The 14,364-nt window shown below is 62.4% G+C and carries 13 protein-coding genes and 1 tRNA gene; 5 read left to right on the top strand and 9 right to left on the bottom strand.

Annotated elements, in window-relative coordinates:
* Positions 1-32: 32 nt before the first annotated feature.
* On the bottom strand, positions 33-1,508 hold the full coding sequence (gene tig / locus NLY43_RS31330; protein WP_023697608.1) for a trigger factor: 1,476 nt from the start codon (positions 1,506-1,508) through the stop codon (positions 33-35).
* A gap of 352 nt (positions 1,509-1,860) precedes the next feature.
* Here tig and NLY43_RS31325 point away from each other — a divergent pair.
* Positions 1,861-1,945 (top strand) — tRNA-Leu (locus NLY43_RS31325).
* A gap of 101 nt (positions 1,946-2,046) precedes the next feature.
* Here the strand turns inward: NLY43_RS31325 and NLY43_RS31320 are convergent.
* From NLY43_RS31320 to NLY43_RS31310, 3 genes are all read right to left on the bottom strand, one after another.
* Positions 2,047-3,495 (bottom strand): aromatic amino acid lyase, encoded by a 1,449-nt coding sequence (locus NLY43_RS31320; RefSeq protein WP_023710679.1) that lies wholly within the window; start codon positions 3,493-3,495, stop codon positions 2,047-2,049.
* A 75-nt stretch (positions 3,496-3,570) separates the two neighbouring features.
* Positions 3,571-4,152, bottom strand: a complete 582-nt coding sequence (locus tag NLY43_RS31315; protein ID WP_023697610.1) for a GDYXXLXY domain-containing protein — start codon at positions 4,150-4,152, stop codon at positions 3,571-3,573.
* Positions 4,149-5,261, bottom strand: coding sequence for a DUF2157 domain-containing protein (locus tag NLY43_RS31310; protein WP_023710680.1), 1,113 nt, complete (start codon positions 5,259-5,261; stop codon positions 4,149-4,151). Before NLY43_RS31310 ends, NLY43_RS31315 begins: the two co-directional genes overlap by 4 nt.
* Positions 5,262-5,496: 235 nt before the next feature.
* Here NLY43_RS31310 and NLY43_RS31305 point away from each other — a divergent pair, with 235 nt between their 5' ends.
* The 3 genes from NLY43_RS31305 to trmFO all read left to right on the top strand — a co-directional run bounded on the left by NLY43_RS31305 (position 5,497) and on the right by trmFO (position 7,761).
* The gene (locus NLY43_RS31305; protein ID WP_006335194.1) at positions 5,497-5,637 is read left to right on the top strand and encodes a DUF1127 domain-containing protein; all 141 of its coding nucleotides are present in this window, start codon (positions 5,497-5,499) and stop codon (positions 5,635-5,637) included.
* A 51-nt stretch (positions 5,638-5,688) separates the two neighbouring features.
* Positions 5,689-5,832, top strand: coding sequence for a DUF1127 domain-containing protein (locus NLY43_RS31300; RefSeq protein ID WP_023667673.1), 144 nt, complete (start codon positions 5,689-5,691; stop codon positions 5,830-5,832).
* A 516-nt stretch (positions 5,833-6,348) separates the two neighbouring features.
* Positions 6,349-7,761 (top strand): methylenetetrahydrofolate--tRNA-(uracil(54)-C(5))-methyltransferase (FADH(2)-oxidizing) TrmFO, encoded by a 1,413-nt coding sequence (gene trmFO / locus NLY43_RS31295; RefSeq protein ID WP_023710682.1) that lies wholly within the window; start codon positions 6,349-6,351, stop codon positions 7,759-7,761.
* A gap of 36 nt (positions 7,762-7,797) precedes the next feature.
* On the opposite strand, the gene NLY43_RS31290 is transcribed toward trmFO, so the two are convergent.
* The 5 genes from NLY43_RS31290 to yajC form a co-directional block, all read right to left on the bottom strand.
* Positions 7,798-8,619, bottom strand: coding sequence for a phytoene/squalene synthase family protein (locus NLY43_RS31290; RefSeq protein ID WP_023691113.1), 822 nt, complete (start codon positions 8,617-8,619; stop codon positions 7,798-7,800).
* Between the two features lie 25 nt (positions 8,620-8,644).
* Complete coding sequence (locus NLY43_RS31285; protein ID WP_023688226.1) at positions 8,645-9,034, bottom strand: Mth938-like domain-containing protein; 390 nt, start codon at positions 9,032-9,034, stop codon at positions 8,645-8,647.
* A gap of 11 nt (positions 9,035-9,045) precedes the next feature.
* The gene (secDF, locus tag NLY43_RS31280) at positions 9,046-11,598 is read right to left on the bottom strand and encodes a protein translocase subunit SecDF (protein ID WP_023667677.1); all 2,553 of its coding nucleotides are present in this window, start codon (positions 11,596-11,598) and stop codon (positions 9,046-9,048) included.
* Between the two features lie 217 nt (positions 11,599-11,815).
* Positions 11,816-12,811 carry a SecDF P1 head subdomain-containing protein gene (locus NLY43_RS31275; protein ID WP_023688225.1) on the bottom strand — a complete coding sequence of 332 codons (996 nt, stop codon included), beginning with the start codon at positions 12,809-12,811 and terminating at the stop codon, positions 11,816-11,818.
* 54 nt (positions 12,812-12,865) lie between these two features.
* Positions 12,866-13,213, bottom strand: a complete 348-nt coding sequence (yajC, locus tag NLY43_RS31270; RefSeq protein ID WP_023667680.1) for a preprotein translocase subunit YajC — start codon at positions 13,211-13,213, stop codon at positions 12,866-12,868.
* A gap of 271 nt (positions 13,214-13,484) precedes the next feature.
* Here yajC and NLY43_RS31265 point away from each other — a divergent pair, with 271 nt between their 5' ends.
* Positions 13,485-14,360: an ATP-binding protein gene (locus tag NLY43_RS31265; RefSeq protein ID WP_023706000.1), complete on the top strand. Its 876-nt coding sequence runs from the start codon at positions 13,485-13,487 to the stop codon at positions 14,358-14,360.
* The last annotated feature ends 4 nt before the right edge of the window (positions 14,361-14,364 follow it).

Below are 14,364 nucleotides of genomic sequence, written 5' to 3'. Positions count from 1 at the left end.
GGGCGGCCTTTTCTGATCTTGTCGTCAGACGCTTATTCGGCGTCCTTGGCGGCCTTCTTCTTCGGGGCTGCCTTCTTCTTCGGCTCTTCCGCGTCGTCGGCCTTTTCAGCCTTGTCGGCCTTCTTGGCAGCGGCCTTCTTCGCCGGCTTGGCCTTGGCGGTATCGCCCTCTTCGTCGTCAGCCATCAGCTCTTCCTTGCTGACCTTGACGTCGGTGACCGAGATCTGGCTGAGCAGATGGTCGACGACCTTCTCCTCGAACATCGGCGCGCGCAGCGTGTTCAGGGCTTCCGGATTGCTGCGATAGAACTCGAAGGCTTCCTGCTGCTGGTTGGCCGGGTAGCGGCGCACCTGCTCGAACAGGCCGCGCTGCAGTTCCTCGTCGGAAACGGTGACGCCGGCCTTCTCGCCGATCTCGGCCAAAACCAGGCCGAGACGCACGCGGCGCTCGGCAAGCCGCAGATATTCGGCGCGTGCCTCTTCTTCCGTCGTCTCCTCGTCGGCGAAGGTACGGCCGGCGGCTTCGAGATCGCGGTTGACCTGGGTCCAGATGTTGTTGAACTCGGCATCGACGAGCTTCGACGGCGCCTCGAACGAATAGGCCGCGTCAAGCTGGTCGAGCAGCTGGCGCTTGACCTTCTGGCGGGTCATCGAACCGAACTGGTTCTCGATCTGGCCGCGCACCACGTCGCGCAGGCGCTCCAGCGATTCCAGGCCGAGGTTCTTGGCCATCTCGTCGTTGATTTCCAGCGCGCCGGGCTTGGACACTTCCTTGACGGTGACGTCGAAGGTGGCTTCCTTGCCGGCCAGATGCGCTGCCTGGTAGTTTTCCGGGAAAGTGACCGTGACCTGCTTCTCGTCGCCGGCCTTGGCGCCGATCAGCTGGTCCTCGAAGCCCGGGATGAATTCCTTGGAACCCAGAACCAGCGGCTGGTCGGTGCCGGCGCCGCCGGAAAAGGCCTCGCCGTCGATCTTGCCGAGATAGTCGATCAAAACGCGGTCGCCTTCGGCGGCCTTGCCGGTCTTCGGCTCGAAGCTGCGCGCCGATTCGGCAACGCGCTGGACCTGCTCGTCGATCTCGCTGTCCGGCACTTCGAATACCTGGCGCGTCACCTTGATGTCGGAGAAATCCTTGATCTCGATCGCCGGGATGACCTCGTAGTTGAGGCGGAATTCGAAGTCGGCGCCGCCGGCCAGGATCTTCTCGGCCTCTTTCTCATCTTCCGTCATGATCACTTCAGGTTGCATGGCGGCCTTTTCGCCGCGCCCCGTGATGATCGAACGGGTCGAATCGTTGAGGATCTCATTGACCACTTCGGCCATGAACGACTTGCCGTAGACCTTGCGCAAATGCTGCACAGGCACCTTGCCGGGACGGAAGCCGTTGATGCGGACCTTGTTCCTGGCGTCGGACAGCCGCGCCATCAGCTTGGCTTCCATATCACCGGCCGGCACGGTGATCTTGATCTCGCGCTTGAGACCGGAGTTGAGCGTTTCGGTGACCTGCATCGTAAAACCTTTATCTTCACCAAAGAGGCTGCCACGGCGTCTTGCCGTTCACAGCCTGCCGGTACAATCTTGCCGGGAATGGCTTTTGGTACGGAACCTGGCGATTTGACCGAAATTACGGCTCAAATTCTTCCAAACTGCGTTCCAAGATGTGAATAAGTTCTTGTTTTTCCTACTTCTTATCACATTCTGCAGAAGCGGATCGGCGCGTCCCGTCACATTTGACACGCCTTTTGTCACAGGCGAGGCCAATTTTCAACCATCTTCGCGTTGCAGCGAATGACCGCCCCAACGGCAGACATTTTCGCCCCGACATTGACAGAATGATGGCTACATGGGATTGCCGACAAATGCGGATGTGGCGGAACTGGTAGACGCCCTGGATTTAGGTTCCAGTGCCGAAAGGCGTGGGGGTTCGAGTCCCTTCATCCGCACCACCCTTCGCTCTATCGAGCTTCGGGTGGCAGGCCACCCAGGAGCTTGATAAAGCGAAGGGTGTCCTCCGAAGCCGTGGCGTAGGAGGACTGGCGGCGACGGCCTACACTTCAAACACTTGACCGGTAAACCACTCCGCCAATTTCGCCAGCTCCGGCCCCAGCACCCGGTCGGCGTCGACCGGCGGCACGATCTTCCTGATATCCGCGACAAAATCCTGCAATGCCGGCGGCGCGGCGCGTTCAGTCACGTACAGGGCCTGCGAGGCGATCATCGCCAGCATCGCCATTGCCGCATCGAGGCAGCGGCCGGCCGTCGCTTCCTTGGTCCAGGCGAAGAATGCGGTGGTGGCGACGTCGTCCTGGCCGGCGCCGGCCGATTCGGTGCCCGGAATGAAGGTGCGCTGCGCCGCGAGTTTGGCCTGTTCGAGATAGCCGGTGATCGCCATCGGCACATAGCCGACATTGCCGTGCCCGTCGCTGTCGGCCCAATGCCGCCCGGTCATCAACAGGTCGGGCAGCAGCGACACCTTGCCGTTCAGCAGCTTTGAGGCGTGGCGGTCGCAGAGCAGGCAGAGATCGGCCCAGATCGCCGCCAGATCGTCGAGCGCCGGCGTCGCCATGGCATTGTGATAGCCGCCGGTCGAGATGCAGCGCCCCAGCGGGTGCGCCGCGTCGGGCGGGATATAGACTGGATTGTCCGAGATCGAGGCCAGCGATACGGTCGCCGCCTGCTCGGCGCCGGCCAGCGCCCGATGCGCATGGCCGAGCACACGCGGCACGATGCGGTAGCTGACCGGCGCCTGATAATTGCGCCGTCCATCCCCTGCGCCGACCAGAAACTGCCGCAACCCTTGCAAGGCGGCCGCTTCGTGTTCGTCGCCCCAGAGCCCGTCGAGCGCTGCATCATAATGCTCGAGCGGCGCACGAAACGCTTCGATCGACAGCGCGAACACCTTGTGCGCCATGGCGAGGCGACGACGCGCGGCAAGTGCTGCGTCCGCCACCAGTGCCGCCGCGCAGGGCGAGCCGTTGATCAGCGAACCGCGCTCCTTCACCTCAAGCTCAAGGCTGGCGGTAAGCGCAGCAAACAGCGGATAGAGCGCCAGGATCTCGCCGGCGCCACCCTGCCCTTGCGACGGCACCACCGGCATCGGGCCGCCGTCGAGCATCGCCGCGACCGCCCGTGCGATGCGCGGCGTGGTCGCGGCATTGCCTTCGATAAAGTTGGTCAGCCGCGCCAACACGATCGCCCTTACGACGCGCTCAGGCAATGGCTCACCGAACGATGTGGCGGCAGCAAAAGCCTTGATGCGCGCATGGCGGTCGCGCTCGTCAAGTTCGAGCTTGCGGCTTGCCAGCTCGCCCATCGCGGTGGTGACGCCGTAGATGACCGGCGGCGGATCGGACTCAATGAGTTTCAGGAACGAGGCGCGGCATTCGGCAATGCGTTGCAAGGCCTTGTCGCCGATTTCGACCGTGTCGTTTCTCCAGGCGACGCGCAAAACGGCATCGAGATTGATATCTTCGCGCGTCGTCACCGTAATCGGCATTGTCTTCGCCCGTCTGGTTTGCATGAGGGCGAAGCGATCGATCGTTGCCGAAATCCATGCCCTGGGTAATGTCTTCTAGTAGAGCGGTTCCTCAAACAATGTCTTGTCGCCGTCCATCAGCGCCTTGATCTGTGCCTGGCCACTGGCGGCGAGCGCGATGCGCACGCCGAATGGCCGCACCCGCATGTCGTTCTGGATCGCCATGCCCTGGCCCTCAGGTAGGTAGAAGCGGTCGATGCCGTATTGCGGTGCGATCGTGGATTCAGGATCAAGCGTCCAGCCCGGCGCGACCTGGCCGACAATATCGGCTTCGTCGGCGGTCGCCGGCGTCGGAGCCTTGCCGAACCAGGCCGTGGTCGCATGCCAATAGCCGTCGGCACCCGGCTTCAGCCGGACCACGATCGGCGTGTTCTCGCTCACGAGCTGGCCGGCCGGGATGTTGGCGATCAGCTTCACCGGCAAGCGCGATATTTCATAGCCGAGGATAATATAGTCGCCGCGCAGCAGATCGCGCGGATCGACCGGCTCGACTTTCAGCAAGACCTCCTTGCCGTTGCGCAGGATCGCCGCGCGGCCGGCGATGATCCAGCTCAGGAAGCCGATCTGGACGAGCGCCAGGACCAGCGCCGAGATGACAAGTTTCTTTCCCGACATCATGCTGCCGCTCCTTCCGGGGCCTTCATGCGTTTTTCCACACGGATGATGACGAGAGCCAGGATGCCGAACAGCACTGCGGCAGCCAGGAAGAAGCCGGCCGTGCCGAGCATCGTCTGCAAGGTCACGACATAGATAATGGCGAGCTCGAAGGCAAAGCCGGCATAGGCAACCCAGCGCAGCCCCCTGCTCTCGCGCCCGCCCAGCATGATCGCCGCGGCAATGCCGGCCAGTGCGATGACCGACGCAATGGCAAAGCCGTTGCTGAAGGCGTTGTCATCGCCCAGTTCGATCTGCATCATCGCCAGCCCGGTGAGAAAGCCGATCAAGGCGTGCAAAGGCAACCGCCCGCCGTGTTGCAAGATCCGGTCGGCCGGCCCAGCGGCGAAGATCGAAACCGCAAACAGCAGCGCCGACACCGCGACCAGAGGAATAGCCAGGGCGAGCGTGTTCTGGTCCAGGCCGCGCACCGCGATATAGAAAATGACCGAGAGAATGATCAAGTGGCGTGCCGGCTGGCTACGCGTCCAGAATGAGACGACAAAAAGCACCGGCGCCATCACGACGAAGAAATCCGGAAATACGGGGCGGTCATAAAAGTCGAACGCGCGCACGAACAGCCAGGCAATGGATATGCCGACGGCAGCGACCGTCAGCGGGTTCGAGCGCAACGCCACCGCGGCAAGTGCCGTGCCGATGCCCCAGGTGACGATGGCCGAGGCCTCGTCGCCCGTGAGATGGTACATCTGGCCGATCAGCGCGATCGATCCGCCGAAGGCCGCGGCGGCCACGATCCACAGCGCCTCGCCGATCGCCGCATGGTCGCGCATCTTCAACACCGCGCCGCCGACATAGCCGGCGAGAATGACGGCAAACAGTGCCGCGACCCGCACCAGCCGCGGGATGGCGTCCCAGTTGGCGGCGACGAAGAGCAGGATCGCGGCGCCGAACAGCAGCGCCGCCATCATGGCCAATATAGTGCCGAAGCTCAGCGATTTGCGCTCGTTTGCGTCGATGTCGCACTTAAGCGCATCGGCCGTCTTCGCGTCGATCAGGCCGGCCTGCAGCCACCGCCCGATATCGGCCCTCGCCCGTGACGAATAACTCGCCATGTCGCTTCTCCCCCAGCTTGGTCTTTCTGACAGCCGATCCGCTCAAATCGTTGACGCAACGTCATTTTCCGATTCGGGTCTCTTCATGACGAAGCCGTGAACGCGCGTTAATGTTGCATTGCACAATTTGCATTGCTGCCATGCGCCAACAGCACTTTTAAATCGATATTACCCAGCCTATTTACTGTTCGTACACAAACGGAATGATCCGAAGAAAGACGAAACGAGCACTACCATGAACCTGATCCGCAACTACCGCAACTGGCGCCGCTACCGGGACACCGTCTCCGAGCTGAGCCGCCTGTCGAACCGTGAACTGACCGACCTCGGCATCAGCCGCAGCGACATCCACTACGTCGCCCGCAAGGCGGTCTAATCCTCTTCGGATCGCAAATGGTCCGAACCAGTTTTGAAAAAGAGAACGACAATGAACCTGATCCGCAACTATCGTAACTGGCGCGTTTACCGCGACACCGTTACCGAGCTGGGTCGCCTTTCGAACCGTCAGCTCCATGATCTCGGCATCGTCCGTGACGAGATCAAGATCATCGCCCGCAGGGCGACGATCTAACCAGAATTTCGCCAGGGTCGACCTCCTCCCCGACCCTGACGGATACGGTCAGCCTTCACCTCCTCCCGAGGGTTGACCACCAAAACGGCGCCCGCCGCACCTCCTCCCGCGGCGGGCGCTGTTTCCAAAGCGAACGCAGTTCGTCTTTCCGAAGCGAACGCTAGTTCGTCTTCAAAGTGAACGCAGTTCGTCTTCCAGGGATTTCGCCTCCCTCGATCCGGCGAAAAGAATTTCGTCAAAGCCGACCTCCTCCCCGGCGATGGCGAATACGGCCGATCCCCACCTCCTCCCGAGGATCGGCCCCAAAAACGACACCCGCCGCACCTCCTCCCGCGGCGGGTGTTGTTGTTTTTGGGCAGGCTTTTCAATTGCGCATGCAGTCGATCGAGGCGCTTTACGCCGCCATCAGACCGTCGCTGCGGACATAAGAAAGTCGAGCTCCGTCGTTGCACGACAATGACCCACGCTCGCACCGGCCAATTGCAAACGGCGCGCCAAGCGATTATTCCGGCGCTCATGAGCAAAAATCCTATCCACATCGTCGGCGGCGGCCTCGCCGGCTCCGAAGCCGCATGGCAGGCAGCACAAGCCGGCGTTCCCGTCATTTTGCATGAGATGCGCCCGGTGCGCGGCACCGATGCGCACAAGACCGATGGGCTGGCCGAACTCGTCTGTTCCAATTCCTTCCGCTCCGACGATGCCGAGAACAATGCCGTCGGCCTGCTGCATGCCGAAATGCGACTGGCCGGCTCGCTGATCATGAGCGCCGGCGACGCCAACCAGGTGCCGGCCGGCGGCGCGCTGGCCGTCGATCGCGACGGCTTCTCCGACGCGGTGACGAAAAGGCTCGAAGCGCACCCGCTGATCACCATCGAGCGCGAGGAAGTGCCGGGCCTGCCGCCACCGGAATGGGACCAGGCGATCATCGCCACCGGCCCGCTGACCGCACCTTCGCTCGCCCAGTCGATCGCCGAGGCGACCGGCGCCGACGCACTGGCCTTCTTCGACGCGATTGCCCCGATCATCCATTTCGACACGATCGACATGGACACCTGCTGGTTCCAGTCGCGCTACGACAAGGTTGGGCCCGGCGGCACCGGCAAGGATTACATCAACTGCCCGATGGACAAGGACCAGTATCTCGCCTTCGTACAGGCGCTGGTCGACGGCCACAAGACCGAATTCAAGCAGTGGGAAGGCACGCCCTATTTCGACGGCTGCCTGCCGATCGAGATCATGGCCGAGCGCGGTGTCGAGACGCTTCGCTACGGACCGATGAAGCCGATGGGGCTGACCAATGAGCACAACCCGACGGTCAAAGCCTATGCCGTGGTGCAACTGCGTCAGGACAATGCGCTGGGCACGCTCTACAACATGGTCGGTTTCCAGACCAAGCTGAAGCATGCCGAGCAGGTGCGCGTGTTCCGCACCATTCCGGGCCTGGAAAACGCCGACTTCGCGCGCCTCGGCGGCCTGCACCGCAACACCTACATCAACTCGCCGACCTTGCTCGACGCTTCCCTGCAGCTGAAGTCGCGGCCCGGCCTGCGCTTTGCCGGCCAGATCACCGGCTGCGAGGGCTATGTCGAGAGCGCGGCGATCGGCCTGCTCGCCGGCCGCTTCGCCGCCGCCGAGCGTCTCGGCCACGCGCCGTCGCTGCCGCCGCTCACCACCGCCTTCGGCGCCCTGCTCAACCACATCACCGGCGGCCACATCGTCTCAGACGACGAGCCGGGCAAACGCTCGTTCCAGCCGATGAACGTCAATTTCGGCCTTTTCCCGCCGGTGGAAGCACCGAAGACCGAAGGCAAACGCCTGCGCGGCAAGGACAAGACGGTGGCCAAGCGCCACGCGATCACCTCACGCGCGCGGGCAGATTGTCGGGAGTGGCTAGGGCTGCCGGCGCAAACAGCGGAAGCTGCTGAATAGCCAAGTCTCAGAGTCCTAACGCGATTGACGTCTACGTTAACTCGCTGTCCATCCCCGCGTTGCGCGCCTGAGCAACAGCCAATGCCGACGCAGAGCCGAAAGCCGGGCTGCGCCGCCAAGCGGCGAGCGACGACCACTCGCCATCTTGCCGAGATAGGCGCTGGTCAGCGCCAGCGGCAGGAACGCCGGACGCAGCGTTTGCGGAAGTGCGGACGCCCCTTGCTCGAAAGCGCGGAGATGCTCCTGCGCCAATGCAATCATCGCAGCCACCGCGCGCTGAGCGCCGGGGCCGCCGTCGCCGCCGACGAACTCTTCCGGCGATGAGCCTACCGCGGCAAGGATATCCGCCGGCACGAAGCATTGCCCGCGCCGGCGATGCAGCGGCAACAGCAGCAACAGGCCGGTCATCGCCTGGGCGCAGCCGGCCCTGCCCGCCAGTTCGGCAAAGGGCGGCGCCTCATTGGGATCGAGCACCATCGCCGCCAGCTGGATCAGCGCCGCCGCCGTCTCGCCGCAATATCCCTCGAGGTCGGTGCGCGACGGCATCGGATCGTCATAGAGGTCGAAGATGCGCGCCTCGAGCATGTTGTCGAAGGCAGTTTTGGGCAGGCCATGGGCAGAAATCGTCGCCTTCAGCGCATCGGCGAGCGGGTTGCCTGTGGCTGCGGCTTCAGCAGCGATGACATCGCGCCACCATTGCAGCCTCACTTCGCCCGGCAATGCCTCGTGGATGCGGTCTCGGACAGACGCAATCTCGGCATTGAAGGCGTAAAGCGAAAACAGCGCCGCGCGCTTGTTGGCCGGTGCATAGAGTGCGCTGACATAGCGGTCATGGTCGCCGGCGCGCACCGTCTCCATGACGATGTCAGCTGTATCGGTCACGTCAGTCGACGGCGATCAGCGCCGCGGCCACGGCGCGGTCTTCGGCAAGCAGAACATTGTAGGTCCGCACCGCTGCCCCCGTCGACATCGGGTCGGAGCCAATGCCAGCCGCTTTCAGCGCCGCCCGAAGTGCTGTCGGCAAGGGCCGCAAATCCTTGCCTGTGCCGACCAGCAGGATCTCGACCTTGCCGGCCTCGGCCAGCAGCAGGTCGAAATCCGCCGCCGTCAGGGCCAGCGGATCGGCCGGCTCCCAGCCATGGATGCCGGAGGGCAGGCAAAGAAGCGAGCCGCGATGCGACATGTCGGCGAAGCGGAAGCCGCCATTGCCGTAGGCTTCGATCGGCGCCCGTCCGGGGAAATGCGCCTCGCGGATGACGATGCCTTTTGCCACCAGCGCAGCCGTCAGGTCGCCATGGCCTTGCCGCCACCAACCGGCTTCTCCTCATCGGCGCTCGCTCCCTGCGGCCTGAGCCTGAACAGGATCAGCAAGGGCGCTGCGATGAAGATCGACGAATAGGTGCCAAAGACGACGCCGAACAGCATCGCCATGGTGAACGAGCGGATCACCTCGCCGCCGAACAACACGAGCGCCAGCAGCGCCAGGATGGTCGTCACCGAAGTCAGCGTCGTTCTCGACAGCGTCTCGTTGATGGCGTTGTTCAACAATTGTGGGAGCGGCATTCGTTTGTATTTTCGCAAATCTTCTCGAACACGGTCATAGACGACGATCGTGTCGTTGAGCGAATAGCCGATAATGGTCAGGATCGCCGCCAGCGAAGACTGGTTGAACTCGAGCCCGGTGATGACGAAGAAGCCCAGCGTCATCACCACATCGTGCACCGTCGCCACGATTGCGCCGACCGCGAACTGCCATTCGAAGCGGAACCAGACATAGACCAGGATGCCGATCAGCGCGATGATCATCGCAATCGTGCCTTGCTTGGCCAGTTCGCCCGAAACGGTGGGACCCACCACCTCGACGCGGCGGAAATCGTAATTGTCCTGCAGCTCGCCGCGCACCTTGTCGATGACGGTCTGCTCGGCGTTCTCACCGCCATCCTGGGTGCCAACGCGGATCAGCACGTCATTCGGCGCGCCGAATTGCTGGACCTGCACTTCACCGATATTGAGCTCCGACAGCCGGCTTCTGATATCGCCAATATCGGCGTCGCCTTGCTTGGACTGCACCTCGATGATCGAGCCGCCCTTGAAGTCGATGCCGTAGTTGATGTCGATGGTCAGGAATCCGATAACCGACGCGATCGACAGCAGGCTGGACAGTGCGAACGTCCAGCGGCGGATGCCCATGAACGGGATTTTCGTGCCGGCCGGAACGAAGGTCACCGGCGCACGCGGCAATTCCTTCGGACGCGCACGGCGCAGCCAGATCGACACCAGCAGACGGGTGAAGGTGAAGGCGGTGAACACCGTGGTCAAAATGCCGATGGCATAGGTGATGGCGAAGCCCTTGACCGGTCCGGTGCCGAGATAGAACAGCACGACCGTGGCAATCAGCGACGTCACGTTGGAATCCACGATGGTCGCCAACGCCTTGGTGAAGCCTGTGTCGATCGACTGGATGACCGAACGGCCGGCCCGTCGCTCCTCTCGGATACGCTCATAGATCAGCACGTTGGAATCGACCGCCATGCCGATGGTCAGCACGATACCGGCAATGCCGGGCAAGGTCAGTGTCGCGCCAAGCAGCGACAAGACCCCGACGATCATCGCCACGTGCACGGCGAGCGCAATGTTGGCGAGGAAGCCGAGAAGTCCGTAGGCGACGAACATGAAGGCGACGACGAGAATGGAGCCGATGATGCCGGCGACCTTGCCGGCATGGATCGAATCCTGGCCGAGGCCCGGGCCGACGGTGCGTTCTTCGATCACGGTCAGCTTTGCCGGCAGCGCGCCGGCGCGCAGCAGCACGGCGAGGTCGTTGGCGCTTTCGGCGGTGAAATTGCCTGAGATCTGGCCGCTGCCGCCGAGGATCGGTTCGCGGATCACCGGCGCCGAAATCACCTGATTGTCGAGGATGATGGCGAACGGCTTGCCGACATTCTGCTGCGTCGCCTGGCCGAATCGTGTCGCACCGCGCGAGTTGAAGACGAACGAAACCACCGGCTCGTTGTTTCGGGAATCATAGGTTGCCGTCGCCTTGGCAAGATCTTCACCGGACACGATGACGCGATTTTCCACCAGATACGGAACCGGCGGATCGTCCTGCGAATAAAGCACCGAGGAGCCTGCCGGCGGGCGGCCGTTCAGCGCATCCTGCACCGACATCGAGGTATCGACCATCTGGAAGGTCATCTTGGCGGTCTGGCCGATGATCTCCTTCAGCCTTTGCGGATCCTGCAGGCCCGGCACCTGGACGAGTACACGGTCGTCGCCCTGCCGCTGCACGATCGGCTCGGTGGTGCCGAGTTCGTTGACGCGACGCTCGACGACTTCGATCGACTGCGCCAATGCGGCCGAGGTGCGGTATTTGATGCCGGCGTCGGTGACGGTGAATTTGAGCAGCCCGGCTTCGGAATCATCCAGGGACATCTCCTGGATGGAGCCACCGGTGAACAGGCCGGCGGCGACCGGATCGGTCAGCGGCTTAAGCGCCGCCTTGGCGGCATCGATCTGGGTTGGATCGGTGATGCGCACTTGTACGGTCCTGCCGGTGCCGCCAAGGCCGGTATAGCCCACCTTGGCATCGCGCAGCAGCGTGCGGATCTCGTCGCGCGTCGTTTCCAGCTGCGCCTTGACCAGGTCGTTCTGGTCCATCTGCAAGAGGATGTGCGAACCGCCCTGCAGATCGAGACCAAGCGTCATCTGCCGCTTCGGCACCCAGTTGGGCAATTGCGCCAATGTGCTGGCCGGGAAGAGATTTGGCGCGGCAAGGATGAATGTGACGGCCACGGCGATCCAGATCAGGATCATCTTCAGGCGCGAAAAATACAGCATATGGCGTTGTCCGTCAGGGCGTACTGGCGGATCGTTCCGCCGACAATTCGGTTATTTCTTGGCGTTCTTATTTGCCACCGGCTCGCCCTTAACCCGCACTTCGCCGATTGTCGAGCGCGCTGAGGTCAATTTGGCGCTGCCGCCGGCAGCGGTTTCGGCGTCAATCGCCTCTGTCGGTTCCATTCTAATTCTGATCACCGCCGGGCGCTATCGTGCGCTACTCGACTATTTTCAATTGTGCAGGCATCGGTCCGGAACGCAAAAGCAAGGCCAGATCATCGGCGTTCTCCTTTGTAAGGTTGCCCGATATCTGGCCGCGGCCGTTAAGAATTGGCTCGCGGACGACTGGCACCGAAAGCACTTGGTTGTCGAGGATCATCGCAAATAGCTTGCCGACATTCTGCGAGGTCGCCTGCGCAACGCGTGCCGTTGCCCTGGAATCGAAGGTGAACGAAACCGCCGGCTCATTTGTGACGGAGTTGGGAGTCGCCTGAGCATTGACAATGTCGTCACTGGAAACGATCGTTCGGCTCTCAACCAGATAGGGAACCGGTGGATCGTCCTTCGAATAAACCACCACCGAGCCAGCGGGCGTCCGGCCATTGATCGCATCAGCGACCGGCATCGACTCATCAACCCACTGAAAAGTCAGCATTCCGGTTCGGGTGAGAATTCTCCTCAGCCTTTGCAAATCCGCAACGCCCGAGGTCCGGACCAGCATACCGTCTTCGCCCTCTGGCCGCACTACTGGGTCGGCTACACCAAGATCACGCAGGCGATTCTTAATGACCACGATCGACTGCGCAAGCGCGATCGACATCCGATACTTGATACCTGTGTCTGTTACCGTGAACTTGAGCAACGCTGCTCCGGTATCATCCAGGATCACTTCCTGGACCGGACCAGCGCTGCCAAGGACAGGATCAGTCACCGCCTCCAATGCCATCTTGGCCGCGCCGACCTGAGCGGCGTCGGTGATATGCACCTGAACGGCCCGACCCGACTTAGCAAGACCAGTATAGCCGATCCTTGCATCGCGCAGCAGCGTCCTGATTTCGTCACGCGTCGCCTCCAACCGGCGATCGATCACATCGGTCGCGTCCAATCGAAGCAGCACGTCCGCGCCGGCAGCGTGAAGACTGGGCGCGTCGACGAGCATTGTTGCCATAGCAAGCCAGATCAGGATCATTTTCAGGCGCGAAAAATGGACCATACGCCGTCTTTTGTCAGAGCTCTGCCCGCGGATCGCTCCGCTTGGGAAACTGGCTTACTTCTTGGCGTTCTGGTTGGCCACCGGCTCGCCCTTGACCCGAACATCGGCGATCGTCGAGCGCAGCGCCGTCACCTTGGTGCCGCCGCCAAGGTCGATCTCAAGCTCATTGTCGTCGATCACCTTGGTCACCTTGCCGACGAAGCCGCCGCCGGTGATGACCGTGTCGCCACGGCGCACGGCCGAGATCATCTCCTGGCGCTTCTTCAACTGGGCGCGCTGCGGCCGGATGATGAGGAAATACATGATCACGAAGATCAGAACGAACGGGAGTATCATGCCGATATCCCCGAACGGACCAAGCGGAGTTCCGGTAGCTTGGGCGTATGCCGGTGTGACGAACATCAAGAACTCCTGGTTACGAAGAAGGCCGTAGGGCGGCCTCGCCAAATTTGGCCGGAATATAGTGGGTAAAGTTACCAATGCAACTGCGCGGCCGGGCTTTCAGCTGCTTTTCCGGCCGGTTGACCCGTGTTAGAGCATGCTCCCGGAATACGGGCGTGGTTTTCGCAAAAGATCATGCCCAAACAAAAGCTTGGAACCAGTTTCTATCTCGCCCGGATCAAGACGATTTCGGCCCCTACGCACGTTCGTGCGGAAACATAAAAGACGAGACATGACCGACAGCACCATCGAGGCCCTGAACCAAAAGCTCGACCGCCTGATCGAGGCGGTCACCCGCCTCGCCCCGCCGCCGGTGCCGCAAACCGATCTTGCGGTTGCCGATTGCTTCGTCTGGCAGGCCGACCCCGGCTATCTCGAGCCGGTGCGCAAGGTCAACCGCGTCGACATCGGCCTGATCCGCGGCGTCGACCGCGTGCGCGACATTCTGGTCGAAAACACGGAACGCTTCGCCGCCGGCCATGCCGCCAACAATGTGTTGTTGTGGGGTGCGCGCGGCATGGGCAAATCCTCGCTGGTCAAGGCCGTGCATGCGCAGATCAACGCCCAGGCCAAATCCGACCTGCCGCTCAAGCTGATCGAGATCCATCGCGAGGATATCGACACGCTGCCCAGGCTGATGGGCCTGCTGAAGGCGGCGCCGTTTCGCTTCATCCTGTTTTGCGACGACCTCTCCTTCGACCATGACGACACCTCCTACAAGTCGCTGAAGGCAGCCCTTGAAGGCGGCGTCGAGGGCCGCCCGGCCAATGTCATCTTCTACGCCACGTCGAACCGCCGGCACCTGTTGCCGCGCGACATGATCGACAATGAGCGCTCGACCGCCATCAACCCGTCCGAGGCGGTCGAGGAAAAGGTTTCGCTGTCCGACCGTTTCGGCCTGTGGCTCGGCTTCCACAAATGTTCGCAGGACGAATATCTCGACATGGTCAACAGCTATGCCAGCCATCACGGGCTCACTATCGACCCGGAGCAGCTGCGCGCCGACGCCCTGGAATGGGCAACGACACGCGGCAGCCGCTCGGGCCGCGTCGCCTGGCAGTTCACCCAGGATCTGGCCGGCCGGCTCGGCAAGCCGCTGAACGACTGATTGA

Source organism: Mesorhizobium sp. C416B (genome assembly GCF_030323165.1).
Classification (GTDB): domain Bacteria; phylum Pseudomonadota; class Alphaproteobacteria; order Rhizobiales; family Rhizobiaceae; genus Mesorhizobium.
The sequence above is the reverse complement of the archived record's forward strand: the minus strand, read 5'-3'. Positions and strand labels throughout refer to the sequence as shown.